The organism is Erwinia sp. V90_4, assembly GCF_029967685.1.
In the GTDB taxonomy this organism is placed as follows: domain Bacteria; phylum Pseudomonadota; class Gammaproteobacteria; order Enterobacterales; family Enterobacteriaceae; genus Erwinia; species Erwinia aphidicola.
Genome location: NZ_JASCAQ010000040.1, coordinates 213213 through 227616, shown reverse-complemented (window position 1 = coordinate 227616; position 14404 = coordinate 213213). Strand labels below are relative to the sequence as shown.

The 14404-nt window shown below is 52.1% G+C and carries 26 protein-coding genes and 1 tRNA gene; all 27 read left to right on the top strand.

What is annotated here, in order from left to right; genetic code table 11:
- Positions 1–406: 406 nt before the first annotated feature.
- Entirely contained in the window at positions 407–598 is a 192-nt protein-coding gene (locus QLG07_RS07750) for a hypothetical protein (RefSeq protein WP_282468934.1), read from the top strand.
- The gene (locus QLG07_RS07745) at positions 598–840 is read left to right on the top strand and encodes a hypothetical protein (RefSeq protein WP_282468933.1); all 243 of its coding nucleotides are present in this window, start codon (positions 598–600) and stop codon (positions 838–840) included. Before QLG07_RS07750 ends, QLG07_RS07745 begins: the two co-directional genes overlap by 1 nt.
- Positions 840–1046 carry a DUF551 domain-containing protein gene (locus tag QLG07_RS07740; protein WP_282468932.1) on the top strand — a complete coding sequence of 69 codons (207 nt, stop codon included), beginning with the start codon at positions 840–842 and terminating at the stop codon, positions 1044–1046. The genes QLG07_RS07745 and QLG07_RS07740 overlap by 1 nt, the downstream gene beginning before the upstream one ends.
- A 93-nt stretch (positions 1047–1139) precedes the next feature.
- A complete protein-coding gene (locus tag QLG07_RS07735; RefSeq protein WP_282468931.1) occupies positions 1140–1337 on the top strand; it encodes a hypothetical protein in 198 nt (65 codons plus the stop codon).
- Complete coding sequence (locus QLG07_RS07730) at positions 1334–1633, top strand: hypothetical protein (protein ID WP_282468930.1); 300 nt, start codon at positions 1334–1336, stop codon at positions 1631–1633. The genes QLG07_RS07735 and QLG07_RS07730 overlap by 4 nt, the downstream gene beginning before the upstream one ends.
- Entirely contained in the window at positions 1630–1812 is a 183-nt protein-coding gene (locus tag QLG07_RS07725; RefSeq protein WP_162475288.1) for a hypothetical protein, read from the top strand. Before QLG07_RS07730 ends, QLG07_RS07725 begins: the two co-directional genes overlap by 4 nt.
- 2 nt (positions 1813–1814) lie before the next feature.
- Positions 1815–2264, top strand: coding sequence for a DUF1367 family protein (locus QLG07_RS07720; protein ID WP_282468929.1), 450 nt, complete (start codon positions 1815–1817; stop codon positions 2262–2264).
- Positions 2265–2273: 9 nt separating this feature from the next.
- Positions 2274–2540 (top strand): helix-turn-helix domain-containing protein, encoded by a 267-nt coding sequence (locus QLG07_RS07715; RefSeq protein WP_048918292.1) that lies wholly within the window; start codon positions 2274–2276, stop codon positions 2538–2540.
- Positions 2537–2710 (top strand): NinE family protein, encoded by a 174-nt coding sequence (locus tag QLG07_RS07710; protein WP_282468928.1) that lies wholly within the window; start codon positions 2537–2539, stop codon positions 2708–2710. The genes QLG07_RS07715 and QLG07_RS07710 overlap by 4 nt, the downstream gene beginning before the upstream one ends.
- Positions 2707–2883: a hypothetical protein gene (locus QLG07_RS07705; RefSeq protein ID WP_282468927.1), complete on the top strand. Its 177-nt coding sequence runs from the start codon at positions 2707–2709 to the stop codon at positions 2881–2883. The genes QLG07_RS07710 and QLG07_RS07705 overlap by 4 nt, the downstream gene beginning before the upstream one ends.
- Positions 2843–3421 (top strand): recombination protein NinG, encoded by a 579-nt coding sequence (locus QLG07_RS07700; protein ID WP_282468926.1) that lies wholly within the window; start codon positions 2843–2845, stop codon positions 3419–3421. Before QLG07_RS07705 ends, QLG07_RS07700 begins: the two co-directional genes overlap by 41 nt.
- Before the next feature lie 100 nt (positions 3422–3521).
- Positions 3522–4343, top strand: a complete 822-nt coding sequence (locus QLG07_RS07695) for an antitermination protein (protein WP_282468925.1) — start codon at positions 3522–3524, stop codon at positions 4341–4343.
- Positions 4344–4615: 272 nt separating this feature from the next.
- Positions 4616–4691, top strand: a tRNA-Thr gene (locus QLG07_RS07690).
- Positions 4692–4950: 259 nt separating this feature from the next.
- Complete coding sequence (locus tag QLG07_RS07685; protein ID WP_048918300.1) at positions 4951–5187, top strand: phage holin; 237 nt, start codon at positions 4951–4953, stop codon at positions 5185–5187.
- 2 nt (positions 5188–5189) lie between these two features.
- Complete coding sequence (locus QLG07_RS07680; RefSeq protein WP_282468924.1) at positions 5190–5690, top strand: lysozyme; 501 nt, start codon at positions 5190–5192, stop codon at positions 5688–5690.
- Positions 5687–6133 (top strand): lysis protein, encoded by a 447-nt coding sequence (locus QLG07_RS07675; protein WP_282468923.1) that lies wholly within the window; start codon positions 5687–5689, stop codon positions 6131–6133. The genes QLG07_RS07680 and QLG07_RS07675 overlap by 4 nt, the downstream gene beginning before the upstream one ends.
- Before the next feature lie 175 nt (positions 6134–6308).
- Positions 6309–6632 carry a GIY-YIG nuclease family protein gene (locus QLG07_RS07670; RefSeq protein WP_282468922.1) on the top strand — a complete coding sequence of 108 codons (324 nt, stop codon included), beginning with the start codon at positions 6309–6311 and terminating at the stop codon, positions 6630–6632.
- Between the two features lie 31 nt (positions 6633–6663).
- Positions 6664–6870, top strand: coding sequence for a hypothetical protein (locus QLG07_RS07665; RefSeq protein WP_282468921.1), 207 nt, complete (start codon positions 6664–6666; stop codon positions 6868–6870).
- Positions 6871–7011: 141 nt separating this feature from the next.
- Complete coding sequence (locus QLG07_RS07660) at positions 7012–7230, top strand: hypothetical protein (RefSeq protein WP_282468920.1); 219 nt, start codon at positions 7012–7014, stop codon at positions 7228–7230.
- A complete protein-coding gene (locus QLG07_RS07655; protein WP_282468919.1) occupies positions 7231–7704 on the top strand; it encodes a terminase small subunit in 474 nt (157 codons plus the stop codon).
- Positions 7705–7719: 15 nt separating this feature from the next.
- Positions 7720–9060, top strand: a complete 1341-nt coding sequence (locus tag QLG07_RS07650; protein WP_348994609.1) for a PBSX family phage terminase large subunit — start codon at positions 7720–7722, stop codon at positions 9058–9060.
- Complete coding sequence (locus QLG07_RS07645; protein ID WP_282468918.1) at positions 9057–10532, top strand: DUF1073 domain-containing protein; 1476 nt, start codon at positions 9057–9059, stop codon at positions 10530–10532. The genes QLG07_RS07650 and QLG07_RS07645 overlap by 4 nt, the downstream gene beginning before the upstream one ends.
- 1 nt (position 10533) lies before the next feature.
- Positions 10534–11244 (top strand): phage minor head protein, encoded by a 711-nt coding sequence (locus QLG07_RS07640; protein ID WP_282468917.1) that lies wholly within the window; start codon positions 10534–10536, stop codon positions 11242–11244.
- 63 nt (positions 11245–11307) lie between these two features.
- Positions 11308–12429, top strand: a complete 1122-nt coding sequence (locus QLG07_RS07635) for a DUF2213 domain-containing protein (protein ID WP_282468916.1) — start codon at positions 11308–11310, stop codon at positions 12427–12429.
- Positions 12430–12560: 131 nt separating this feature from the next.
- Positions 12561–12920, top strand: coding sequence for a hypothetical protein (locus QLG07_RS07630; RefSeq protein WP_282468915.1), 360 nt, complete (start codon positions 12561–12563; stop codon positions 12918–12920).
- Positions 12920–13945 (top strand): hypothetical protein, encoded by a 1026-nt coding sequence (locus QLG07_RS07625; RefSeq protein WP_282468914.1) that lies wholly within the window; start codon positions 12920–12922, stop codon positions 13943–13945. The genes QLG07_RS07630 and QLG07_RS07625 overlap by 1 nt, the downstream gene beginning before the upstream one ends.
- 45 nt (positions 13946–13990) lie before the next feature.
- Positions 13991–14404 (top strand): hypothetical protein, encoded by a 414-nt coding sequence (locus QLG07_RS07620; RefSeq protein WP_048918214.1) that lies wholly within the window; start codon positions 13991–13993, stop codon positions 14402–14404.

The window sequence follows — 14404 nt, the reverse complement described above, 5'->3', positions numbered from 1 at the left end:
ACGCAATCATGAATCGTGAGATGGAAAGAGTGCTCCGCATTATCGGGGCCGGGCAGGTGTCATCATGACAAGGAAATTATTGCTTCGAAATAGCCTTAGGTGCCCAAACTGCAACAGCCTTCCCGAAGTTATCCGAATGTCCGAATCTAATGCCGATGAATTTTGGTGGACTGCAGGCGGTGTTACATATTCAGTTCTGCTACAGCATGAATCAGTTTCCGGTCACCACTGCCCTAATCGATATCAGATATATCACAACACAGTAAGCCAAGCTGCTGACGTGCTGGAAAGGGAAATGCTGGGGAAGGTGAAATCATGAAGCCAACAAAGATAGCCATAGCTGTAAGAATCGCATTAGCCGATGGCCTTATGTGGGCCGGGCAGCCAGCCAGAGGGGGTAAGTAACATGGCATGGGAAAAGTCAGAAGTAGTTTCGGTTGGCGATACATGGATCTCTCCAAGAGGAACAATCTATAGGATTGTCGAGGTGGGAATCAACCAGGCAACAATGAGAAAAGGTGTTCACGGTGATGGACGGAAGGCACAAAAATGGCTTAACAGCTTTGATGGCTGGCTGGTTTACAAGGAGGCATCCTGATGGACTACAGCAAACTGAGCGATGCGGAAGTTCGCGAGCAGGCCGTTAAGCACGGAATCACCGTTTCAATTAATCGACCCCTACTCACTTTCGGTGATTGTGCTGCCGCCACTTATCCCACGCACGACGGCAAAGGGTGCGATTCAGCGATAGTGAGCCTGACCGATTACGAATACGTAGATGATGCCATTAACGCCGCGCTTCGTGAGGCGCTGGGCCTGATGATGCAGGAGAGTGAGTGATGAGAAACTGGATCCGAATCGAGGAATCAACGCCTAGGAATGGTCAGGCTGTACAAGTGAGCGATGGTCGTGACGTCGGCGTTTGGCGTTACCGCGGATTCTGGCCGGATAACGACTGGTATCGCTGCAGTGTTTCAAATAGCGCACTGGAAACACTGATGCCAGTGACTCACTGGATGCCATTAGCAGAGCCACCGGAGGAATAATGCACCAGACATACACAACAGAACTTATCGTATCGGGCCTACTAATTTTAGTAGGCCTTTTAGTTTGGCGATGGGCGGGGAGGAGAGGGTGAGATGAAACATCTGAGTGGATTAAAGCGCGGCGACCCGGTTATCTACCACCGATTAGGGGAAAGCCTGAAGTGCAAATTTATTGAACTGGCGGTGGTGAGAGAAAGGAATGTTGCAGCTGTTTACCATAAGGATTGGGGATTATTCCTCGCGCCCCCATCGCAAGTGAGCCTGTCAGATAAATTAGAGAGGGTGATATGACCAGCTGGCGCGGTAACAGGCGCGTGCGTTCACAGGCAATACTCACTGAGTACAGGTACGACCCGAAAGAACACAACACCAAGTCGGTTTACCTTCTCCATCACTCATCCCGCATGCAGAACACAGTGCTTGAGCAGAACCTCACTATCGAACGCGACAACTTCGGGGGGTTTAAGCCAACCGTCGAGTTGAAAGACTTCCCTCGGGGGCTTAGCGACAGAGAGTCAATGCTGAAGCTGGCCGACTGGCTGCATCGTCTGAGCGTGGCGATTGAAGATAACTGGAGCGAACCATGACAGCAGAAATCATCCCATTTAAACCGAAGCACCAACCTGTTATCGATTCACGAAAGGCGCTTCTAGTCGCGCTGTCGATGATTCGCGAAGGCGGCCACAGCGAGCAGGCTATTGACCTTTTAATCAGCGCTGCAGCTGACAATCTCTATGACTACGTGGAGACCTTGGAAGGGAGGTAGATATGCAGTTCGACCTGGTTAAACATCCGGGCGGCGTATTTTCTCCAGTGAACGACAGTGATATCGAACGACTCCACCGCTTCAAAAATGGCGAAACCTACTGCGCCGACATCAAGCTCTCTCGCAACCCCCAATTTCACCGCAAGGTAATGGCCTTCTTCGGATTCTGCTTCGAGCACTGGTGTGCTGACAGGGCCGGGATGGGTAATGCCGACGAACACACCCAGCGCACCCGATTCAGGAAAGACCTGACGATACTGGCAGGCTTCTACGACACGGTTGTGAACATTCGCGGCGAGGTGAGGGCAGAGGCAAAGAGCCTGGCGTATTCGAATATGGACCAGGAGGAGTTTGAGCGTTGCTATTCATCACTGATAAACGCCGCAATCAAGCACGTATTCGCCGGAACGCGTGACCCTAACATTCTCAATCAGCTTCGGAGCTACTTCTGAGGAGTAATCATGAGCAAAATGCAGATAGCAATCATCGACCAGTTATCAACTGGCAAATGGATGACATCGAACGAGATAGCCGAGCTGGCCGGGCTACCCAGGCCATACACACGAGTGACTCTGGCAACAATGACCAGGGACGGGTTAATCATCAAGAAAGACGACCCGGAAAGGCTCGGTAAGGTGCTCTACAAAAAGACGGATTTGCCGTGCGGATTCGGCGTGAGCCAGGCGATGGCAGCATTCGATAAATGCCTGCGTGAGGTGCGCCAATGAGCCGACAGAAATCAGCAACACAGCGAGCCATCGACTCACTGATATTCACCCCTACAGCCAGAAGCCGCAGCAAGCGGAAGTTAGTACCGCCAGCAAGCCAGGTAACGACTTACGACTATGTGTACACGCTGCTCCGGGCGAAGTTCGATCGAATGAGGAGGTCTCGATGACAGAACCATCTGACAGAGCCTGTGCTGATTGTGGCCTATCGCTGTCACCGGATGAAACATGGGTATGCGAAGAGTGTGACTCGCTCTACATGATGATTGGCTATGAAGTTATCGAAACAGTGAGGAGGGAGGATGGCGACAATACTAAAGCCACCGAAGCCGAAAAAGTGTAAATGCTGCTCTGAGAAGTTCACACCCCACAACACCCTGCAAACAGCCTGCTCTCCCAAATGTGCCATTCAACTCGCTAAGCAACTCACCCAGCGCAAGCAACAGCGCGAGGAGAAAGAGCAGCGTGCTGCCTGGAATAAGCGCAAAGCAGAAACCAAACCGTTAAGCCACTGGATGAACATGACTCAGCGCGCATTCAACGACTACATCCGGGCGCGGGACGGGGAAGTATGCATCAGCTGCGGTGGCACTTCGGCAGTCAGTTATCACGCCGGGCATTACCGGACTACCGCGGCGGCATCACAGCTCAGGTTCAATGAAGACAACTGCCACAGCCAGTGTGCAGCTTGCAACGTGCATCACTCTGGCGCGATTGGTACGTACCGCATCAACCTGATAGCCAAAATCGGCCCTCAGCGCGTCGAAGAGCTCGAAAACAACAACACCGCTCACCGATACACCCGTGAAGAACTCGACGCGCTGCGTGCTTTCTACAGGGCTAAATTGCGTGAGCTGAATAAGCAAAGAGAGGCAGCATGACCTGGTTAACCCGACTACTCAGCTACTTCAAGCCAGTCACTCCAGCCATCCAGCCAACACATTTTCAGTCCTGGGCAGTTACTCCAAAGGGGAAGAAGCGATGAGCTTAGAATCAACAGTCAAATATCATTTCCCGAAGTCCACGCAAATCTCCGACTCACCACGCGCCACCGCCTCAGATGCCCTGACAGGCACTGACCAGATGGCAGCAATGGGCATGGTGCAGTCACTGGCACCGATGGGGTTTAGCGCTTTCATGGGGAAGGTAGGAGTAAGCGAGTACGACGCCCGACGCGCCGTCACCCTGTTAACTGAACATGCATTGAAAACCTGCGATAAGGTTGCAGCCTTACGCAAACTCGACACAGATATTAAACCAGCGGTTATGCAAATACTCGCAAGTTATGCATACATGGATTATTGCCGGAGTGCGGCCAGCGTAAAACCTTGTGAGTGCTGCAAGGCTAAAGGTTTCATTGAGGTTGAAGTCTTCACAATGAAATCCAGATTCGGCACGCAGCGGCCGGAGGCTGTTACTGAAATTAAGAGGCTGGATGAGTCGCTTGCGGAGAATGTTAACTATCAGGTGCGGGATACTGAGCGCGTGCTGTGTAACTCCTGCAAAGGTAAGGGCGTTATTTCTGCTTACTGCCGTGACTGCAAAGGCCGTGGTAGGGCGGTGATGGAAAAAGAAACTCAAAAGCAGGGCGTGCCAGTAATGGGGGACTGCAAGCGATGCGGGGGTCGGGGGTATGAGCGCATCCCGGCTGTTGAAGCGTATCGCGCCATATGCGAAGCAACTGAGAGTATCGGTCTGGCAACCTGGGATCGTAGTGTTAAGCCCTTCTATGACCAGTTAATCGGGAAGCTGGAGATAGAGGAATCATGGGCTGATTCCACGCTCAGGAAGGTAACTGCATAGCGCAATAAGAAATAGCTCATTATTTTATCGTGAGCTATTTACTTTTCAGGAATCTGGGGATATAGTCCTCTAACACTAGAAATCCGTGAAGATGTTACGGTGACTAGAGAGAAAAGCCAGACTGCGCCGAGTTTAAACCCTCGATCCCGCAGCTGGCTTTTTTTCATTTGCACCATTTCGTCGAACCCGACAATATGGTAACGCAAGCCGCTGAGCGGTCATGAGGAACTGCGCCGGGCAGTTCGAAACTGCGGTCCCGGCAAATAACATTTGCATGCTTAGCTCAGACGGTAGAGCGCCTGATTTGTAATCAGGAGGTCGGGGGTTCGAGGCCCTCAGTTTGCACCAAATTTCAAAGGTCGCCAAAGAGCGGCCTTTTTTCTTTTGCGCCCTTCGAAACAACCCTCAGATATCCATGACAGCTCGTTGCGGCGCACTTTAAACAAAAAAATCCGCACATTGGCGGATTCTTCGGTTACTACCACACGGCGCAAGGCGGTGCTCATCTCTAGACAAGGTGAAGCATATCCGGACTTGTTCAGCTTATCTTCTAGACAATTCCTATTTGGACAAGTCCCCTTAATACGGGGGGTGGAAATTGAAAATCATGCCAGACAAAATCGCATCAGGCGCCAGCTACTGCGTGTCCGGTACTCTTGTGTGCGGAGGTGGCGTGTCGCAATGGATACATAACCTCGACTGGAATCAGATCGCAATCATTAGTGGTGTGGTAATCGGTATTGCTACATTCCTGGTGAACCTCTACTACAAGAACCGACAGACACGCGCATATGAAGCCGCATTAAACCGCGGACTCGTACAAAGCCCACCACAGGACCAGTAACCATGGCGACATTTACTGCCCTGCGCAACAAAATCATTGCTGGCATAGGCATTGCTGCCATGGGTGGCGGTGCTTTCTCTATTGCTGTGGAAATGATTGAGCCTCTTGAAGGCACAGTACGCGTCCCTTATCTCGATGTAGTTGGAGTCCCCACAGTTTGCACCGGGCACACAGGTCCAGACATTATCATGGGTAAAACCTACACCGAGGCCGAGTGCCAGGAACTGCTGAATAAAGACCTGCGGAAGGTCGCCAATCAGATTGACCCTCTCATCAAGCGTCCGATCCCCGACACAACGCGTGCGGCTCTCTATTCGTTTTCATACAACGTCGGCGCCGGAGCATTCCGCCAGTCAACCCTGCTGAAGAAAATCAATGCAGGTGACACGGTCGGCGCATGCAACGAGCTACGCCGCTGGACCTACGCAGGCGGTAAGCAGTGGAAAGGTCTGATGAACCGGCGCGAGATTGAGCGCGAAGTTTGCCTGTGGAGTCAGAAATGAATGCCCGCGCCTGGCTGATTATCGCCGTGGAGTTTCTGGCTGCAGTCGTCGTGGTGCTCATCCTGTCATCTCAGCTCACAAGGCAAAAGGCCCGCGCTGACAATGCCGAGTCTCTCGCAAAACAGAGGCAGGAGACCATCAATGACATGCAGACACGCCAGCGCGATGTTGCTGCTCTCGATGCCAGGTACACAAAGGAATTAGCCGATGCGAATAGTGAAAATGACAGGCTTCGCTCTAAGCTGTCTTCTGGTGGCCGGGTGCGGGTCGCAGGCAAATGTGAGGCCATCTCCACCACCTCCGGCAGCGTGGGCAATGCAGGGACCATCGAACTCTCTTCAGGTGCTGGATCAAACGTTCTCGATATCAGAGCCGGAATCATCAGCGACCAGTCAAAAGTAAGATATCTCCAGCAGTACATCAGAGAGCAATGCCTCAAATAAACAGAGCCTGACTTCGGTCGGGCTTTTTTATACCCGCAGTAAATCTCCGCGCATCTCACGCGCACATCAACGAGAGCCTTTCAGTAAGCGAGCCTGAGAACAGCCGTTATAGGTGGCGACCTCTCTCGGGCGGCTTTTCTGTGAGACAGGCTCACTTACTAAAAGGTAAAACGCAATGACTGCAAAAATCCTAACCAGAAATGGTGGGAGGGTATACGTAGCTAGTGATGGCACGAAAGTAAAGGTGGGAATGTCTTCAAGGAGTAAATGCCTGGGAAGATTTACCGAGCTAAGAAAGGTCGATGGTTTTGTTGTATCCGATAGCTGGATGACAGCAAAGCGCTATGACTTCAGGATAGTCGAGAAGATGGCTCATCAGAAATTGGCAGCTCACAGGCTTCATGGGGAATATTTCAATATAACCATGAGCGAAGGCATAGAGGCTGTTATTGATGTGATGCGCGAGCTTGATTCAAATGGATTTAGCGGATTCGTATAGCGCTGAATTAGCAACCAGCAGGAAGTTCTGAATGAGCTATGTTTGCATCCCATCACTACACCTGAAACTGAAGTGGTGGGTTATTCCTGCGGTAAAGGCAGTAGGCATCATCATCCACCTGACAGGCATCCATCACATAGCCGGGCCAGCATCACAAATCATCACTCGCCACGGCATCAGCAAAGAATTCTCACTGAGGAAAGTTAAATGGCGCGATTCAAGCTCATCTGCAAGCTAAGCATCAAGTGGTGGGTGCGACCGTTGATTTCCGTCTGCAAAGTCTGGATGTTCGTATCACGCAAGAGCATTGATGCAGACCGCCTGTCGCACTTCATTGCGCATCATGGCCTGAAGAAGAAATTCACTACGGAGTAACGCGATGCCCAAATTAATCAAGCACTGGAATGTCTTTATTGCTACGAACGAAACGTTTAGCAACGGAGAAGAGCGCATGCTCGTGGGATTTCAGTCATCACCAGACCCATACATCGAAGCGGGATTTCTCCTTTTCGTGAATATTGATGGAGCGCAAAGTGGCGTAAACCTGCGGGAAGTCCTGCTTTTCAACATCGAACCCGTTTACGAAGAAGAGAAATAAATGGCTAAGCTCACCGACAAACAAGAGCTGTTTGCCCGTGAGTACCTGAAAGATTTGAACGCCACTCAGGCAGCTATCAGGGCGGGTTACAGCGAGAAGACCGCCAAAGAGACTGGATATGAGAACCTCACAAAACCTCACATTCAGGAACTGATAGCGGAACTCAACAAAGACAGGCTTGATCGGCTTCAGGTTGATGCTGATTACGTGCTCAGACAAGCTGTGAAATTGCATGAGCGCTGCATGCAGGAAGTCGAGCCGATAACTGACCGTCGAGGCGAGGAACTCACAGACGAGCAGGGCAGGACGGTATACGGCTTCGATGCCAAGGGTGCCGTTGCTTCTCTTAAGCTCATTGGCGATCACGTAACAGTCCAGGCGTTCAAGCAGCAAATCAGCAATGAGATGCGCGGCAACATAGGTATTAACCTGAACAAATCACTAAGTGAGCTATTCGACGATGACAGCAATTAACCCCATCTTTAGGCCATTCGTGAAGCCGCACCGCTACAAAGTGGCAAAGGTGGACGCGGGTCAGGGAAAAGCTGGACGATTGCACGACTTCTCGTAGAGATATCTCGCCGGGGGTGCTACCGCTTTCTCTGCGCCCGCGAACTCCAGAACAGTATCAGTGATTCGGTTATCCGGTTGCTTGACGACACGATCACCCGTGAGGGCTATCAGGCAGAGTTTGAGGTGCAGCGAAACAGCATTCGCCACCTCATCACCAACAGCGAATTCATGTTCTACGGCATCAAAAACAACCCGACCAAGATTAAGTCCCTGGAAGGTGTAGACATCTGCTGGATTGAAGAAGCAGAGGCCGTATCTAAGTCATCGTGGGAAGTGCTAATCCCCACCATTCGTAAGCCAGGCTCTGAAATATGGGTCAGTTATAACCCGAAGAACATTCTCGACGATACGCATCAGCGCTTCGTAATCAGCCCTCCTGATGACATCTGCCTGCTGACGGTGAACTACAGCGAGAACCCGTGGTTTCCTGACGTTCTGCGGCTGGAGATGGAAGAGTGCAAGCGTAAAGATTACGACCTTTACCTGCATATATGGGAGGGAGAGCCGGTTGCTGACAGTGATATGGCAATCATCAAGCCATCATGGATAGCGGCGGCGGTAGATGCCCACCTTAAAATCGGATTCAAACCATCCGGGCGTAAGCGCGTTGGCTTCGACGTTGCCGATGAGGGCGAGGACAGTAACGCAACCACCACCGCTCATGGCTCTGTCGTGCTGGAGTGCATTCAGTGGCACAAAGGCGACGTTATCACCTCTGCTGACCGCGTGAAGAACTACGCCGAAGAGATTTTGGCAGGAGAAATTATCTATGACTCCATCGGTGTTGGTGCTGGCGTAAAAGCTCACCTGAAGCGCGTATGCCGCATTCCTGCCACCGGATTCAATGCTGGTGAGTCTGTGTTCAAGCCAGATGCGAAATATGCAGACGGCAAGACAAACAAAGATATGTTCTCAAACATCAAAGCTCAGGCATGGTGGGGTGTACGTGATCGCTTCTATAACACCTGGCGCGTCATCAAGCATCTAGAGAACAATCCGGGCGACAAGGATTTTGTGAAGCAGTTCAGCGATGACCAGCTCATCAGCCTATCTTCTGGCATAAAGCAGCTGGAATACCTCAAGGCAGAACTGTCTCGCCCATGGGTAGATTACGACAACAACGGTCGCGTGAAGGTTGAGAGCAAAAAGGACATGAAGAAGCGCGGCATACCGTCCCCTAACATGGCTGACTCGCTAATCATGGCGTTCGCTCCGGTTCACAAACCATTCCACATTCCTGACGAGATACTGCAATGACAAGACGCAAGCAGGCTGCGCAAGCCCCTCGACGGGAACTGGTGAAAATCACGCAGTCGCATATCGATAACGCACCATTGGCAAGCGATCAGGCAGCCACCGCAAAGTTTGAGCGATACGATCCGCTCCCCGGCGTAATCCCTGCGGAAAGCAAAGAAACCACACTGGCTATGGATGCCACGCCATACGATGTGCTTAACAGCATGTCTATCGGAACTGAGTATTCCGGTTTCCGTGGTTACCCTATTCTTGCTGCCATGTCTCAGCAGGTTGAGTATGCAAACATGCATACCGTCATGGCCGACGAGATGACGCGCAACTGGATTGAGGTGAAAAGCCGCAAAGATGGCGATCCTGATATTGATAAGATGGAACAGGCACTTGTCAAATATGACGTGAAGCGCCTGATTCACGAAGCGGTCAAGCAGGATTCCATGTTCGGCGTGGCGCATATCTACATCGATACCGGGGCGGATGAAAAGGAGCTAGAGAAGCCTCTGTTTCTCGACCCGCGAAAAATAACCAAAGGCTCGCTGAAAGGCCTGCGCTGCGTTGATCCGACCTGGATTTACCCGGCGATGTACAACACGCGCTGGCCGCTTGCTGATGACTATTACAAGCCACAGGCGTGGTACGTGATGGGCCAGACACTACATGAATCTCGCTTTATCGATATCATCAGTCGCCCGGTGCCGGACATCCTCAAGCCTTCCTACGTATTCGGTGGCCTGTCACTGACACAGCTGATGGAGGATTACGTTACCGACTGGCGAGACGCAAAGAAGAACGTGATAAAGATTCTCCGCTCTTTGCGTATGCGCGCGCTTAAGACAGATATGGAAGCCCGCCTGCAGGCGCCCGGTCAGTTCGACAAGCGCATTCAGATGTTTACCAAGTACCAGGATAACTTCGGTATCTGGGCGATTGACAAAGAAGAAGAACTGCAGCACATGCAGACCTCTCTCAGCGAGCTATCAAACCTGCTTTCGAACTATCAGGACCAGATGTGCATCCCGGCGCGTATCACTAACCTGAAACTGCTTGGGAACGCACCCGCCGGACTTAATGCATCAGGTGACTCTGAGCTTGAGACGTGGCACGAAACCATCTCAGGGATGCAGGAGCGAGATATACGCCGCGCTCTGGAGAATATTTTCAAAATTATCCAGCTCTCTGAGTTTGGTGAAATCAAAGATGACATCTATTTCGACTTCCGTCCGCTGGATGAGTTGGGCGAGAAAGAGAAAGCTGAGATAGCGAAGATTCGTGTCGAAACAGTCGCAATCGCTGCTGACTCGCAACTGGTTGACTCCGAAGAGGCCCGTGATGCACTGAAATGCATTGAGGGCGCAGGCTTCGAAAATCTGGATGGTGATTATGAACCGGAAGAAGACGAAGAGTCTGAAGCCAGTGAATTACAACGCAGGAAACATCAGATGGTACCAGAGAGAGCTACTCAGAACGATACGTGAGATGAATGACGATGTGCGTGAGCAGGTCGTCACCATTATGCTCGATAATCCGATGGCGCAGGATGCTCTTGCTATGGATGCCAATCCTGTAGAGCTGGTTGGTCGTGCTATCAAGGCACTGGCCAAGAAATGGATTGATCGATTTATTGAAAAGGCTATCCCCACCGCTAAAGACATCACCGACCGTACACAGGTAGCGGTTGACCGCGGCCTGCTGGCCTCTGCCCGGCGAGACTCAATGACCATCAATATGCAATGGACTGAGGCCATGCTGCAAAAGCGTGATGCCATCATTGCAGAGAACGTGGCGCTGATTCGCTCCATCCCGGAGAAGTATTTCACCGAGGTTGAGTCGATGGTGTTCCGTTCCATTGCAAAAGGTGGAGACCGCAAGCAACTGGCCGATGAGATTCAGCGGGAGTTTGGAAAACGCAATGGTATCACCAGGAGGCGCGCTGAGTTCATTGCTCGCGACCAGGTTCGAAAGGCTACCAGTGCGCTGTCAAGTGCGAGACAGCAGGCGGCAGGCATCAGGAAGGGTATCTGGCTGCACAGTGGTGGTGGCAATCAGCCCCGTCACAAGCATGTGCAGGCGAACGGCAAAGAGTTTGACCTCGATAAAGGGCTGCCGGTTGGCGACAAAGGCCAGTACGTGCTGCCTGGTGAGGAGCCTGGTTGCGGTTGCACATGGAAACCTAAGCTGCCGTTTTAAGCATCAAACATCATCAGGGTCACTTCGGTGGCCCTTTTTTATTGCCTGAAAGCAGGAATGAACATGAAAGATGTGAAGTTTGCCTTTGATCGGGCCAGTGTTCGCACCTATGACCAGGATGGAATGCTTCACGTAGCGCTCACTCCGGTCAGCAAGGCAAACATCTGCGTCTATTACGGCAAGGAAATCCCCGGATGGGAGGATTTGGGGCTTGAGCCTGAAAAGGCCTATCGACTTCTGCGCGACCCGACAGAGCTCGCCAAAGCCGTCAACACCTTCAACAAAAAGCCGCTACTGAACACGCATATCGCCGTCACAATTACCGACCCGCCCAAGGACGCCATTATCGGCTCTACAGGGGAGAGTGCGGAGTTTGACGGTACCTACCTGAAAAACTCAATGGTCATATGGGATGTTAATTCCATCATCGGCGTTGAGAACAAGCAGCAGCGCGAAATTTCATCCTCTTATCGCTATCGGCCAGATATGGCGCCGGGCGAGTTCGAGGGAGAGGCTTACGATGGCGTCATGCGTGACATCGTTTGTAATCATGTGGCAATCGTGCCAAGTGGCCGGGCTGGACCGGATGTATTTGTATATGACTCACTACCTACAGGACTCAAACTGATGTCAAAAATCCAAAAACTGATGGCGCTTTTTAAGCCTCATCTGGCTAACGACGCCAACCCTGAAGAGATGGAAAAGAAAGTCGAAGCCATCATCAAAGATGAAGACAAAGACGAAAAAGTCGCCAAAGACTCTGACAAGGACGATAAAGACCTTGCCAAAGACGAAGACGACGACGAAAAGAAAGACAAAAAATCTGCTGACGATGAAGAAGAGTCAGACAAAGACAAGAAAGAGAAAATGGCGAACGACAGCAAGTTTGCTATGGACTCTGCGATCAGGTCAGCAACTCAAGCCGTTGAGCAGCGATTCATTGAGCTTCGCAAGGCTGAGCGTGATGTTCGCCCGGTCGTTGGCGAGTTGGCCTGTGACAGCGCGGAGGAAGTGTATCGCACCGCTCTGAAGCAACTAGGCTGTGATGACCACGCATCTATCCCGGCCGCCGCACTTGGTTCTGTATTTAAAGCCTATGCCCGCACCCCGGCGATGGCGCAGGACTCTGCACCAATCAACCACTCTTCACGCGAAAACGTTAAAAACTTCTTTGAGGGCAAATAACAATGGCTTTCCAGACGAGCGTTAACATTTATTCTGGCGTTGGTCAGGCGGGTCAGCCTGCATCAAACAGCCCAATCATCGCCGCTGCAGGTGGACCAGGTGCTTTCCAGGCAGGAGCCAGCGGCCTGGTTATGGCACGATTTGCATGGCGCGACGGAACCAATCCGCTGCTGCTGAACAACACCGGCACAGGCAAGCCTGTTGGCTTTATCTACAACAACGCCAACGCCACTATCGGCTACCTGCAAAACTCAAGCATGACAATCCCGGCTGGCCGCGAGGCATCTCCTATCGTTGGCGGTGACTACTGGGCTCTGGCAGCTACCGACGCGACCGTAGGCCAGAAAGTATTTGCTGTGCTGGCTGACGGCACCCTGAAGACTGGTGCGGCAGGCGCGACCATTTCGGGCGCTGTAGAGACTGACTGGTACGTCTCCTCTCCTGCAACCACCGGCAATCTGATCATCATTTCTACCTGGAGCAAAGCATAATGCCTCAACTGACTCAGGCTGATTTCGCGGCCTTTAAAGCGGAAGCTGAATCCCGAGGCGTTTACCTGCCGCCTTCAGTAACCAAGTTTGCAATGGACGCCGACCCGCAGCCAAGCCTGGCAGCAAACGGTGGTATCCCTGCGATCGTCTCAACCTTCATCGACCCTGAAATCGTGCGCACCATCTTCGCCAAGCAGAAAGCGGTCGATATTTTGGGCGAGAAGAAAAAAGGATCTTGGGCGCAAGATACAATGATGGTTCAGCGCGTTGAGCCTTCTGGTGATGTGGTGGCGTATGACGACTACAGCGAGCAGGGCGCTAACCAGGTCACTTCCCGCTGGGAGAATCGTCAGGTATACCGCTATCAGACCATGGTCACCTATGGTGAGCTGGAGCAGGAGCGCTATGGGCTGGCGATGCTGCCATACGTTGCAGAGAAACAGCGCGCGGCGATGTGGACAATGAACCAGGCGCAGAATAAGTTCTACTTCTACGGCGTCAATGGCCTGCTTAACTACGGCATCCTGAACGATCCTTCACTGCCTTCCCCGCTGACCCCAGCGACGGTAGGCGGGGCAACCCTGTGGTCTGCCAAACAGGTTATCGATATCTACAACGACATCCTGGCGCTGTACGAAGACCTGATCACCCGCACCAATGGTGCAGTCGGTGATGGTGTTGACATGGCTTCCCCGCTGGTTCTGGCAATGTCGCCTAAAGCATCGGTGTGGTTCAAAAAGTCTAACGAGGTGTTCGGCAACTCTGTTGAGAAGATGGTCAAAGACACCTTCACCAACATCACCATCGAAGTGGCTCCGCAATACAGCACTGATGCAGGTGAGCTGGTGCAGATGTTTGTGCGTACCGCACAGGGTCAGGATGTCGGGTACTGCGCATACAGTGAAAAACTGCGTGCTCACCCGGTCATCACCATGACTTCAAGCTGGAAGCAGAAACACTCCGGCACCACTTACGGCGCGGTAATCACGCAGCCATTCCTGTTCGCTCAGATGCTGGGCGTCTGATTTCTCGGGGCCGATGTTGGCCCCATTGTGATTCTGGAGATCGAAATGGCTAAAGATAAAACCCAAGACCAGCTGGAAGCAGAGCAGCTTAATCAGGAGCAGGAAGTGGCAACGAACGAATCGGCAGCAGTAGTAACTACCCCTTCGGTTTATGTCGTCGGCTGCAAGCTGCCTAACGGCCTTCGCATCGGTCATGGTGCTTCGCAGGTTGCTCTGAAAGGCGCCAATGACTCAGCGCTGATTAACGGATTCGGCATCACTGATGGCGTCCCTGCTGAAGTGTGGGAAGAGTTTGAAAAGGCGCACAGGGCCAGCCCGATGATTCGAAACGGCATCGTTTTTGCCGTAAGCGATCGCAAGTCTGCTGAAGATGCGGCGCTTGAACGCACTAAGCAGAAAACCGGGCTTGAGCAGGCTAGTGCTGCCGATGCCGGAGTGGAAGAGATGAAAGAGGAGTAA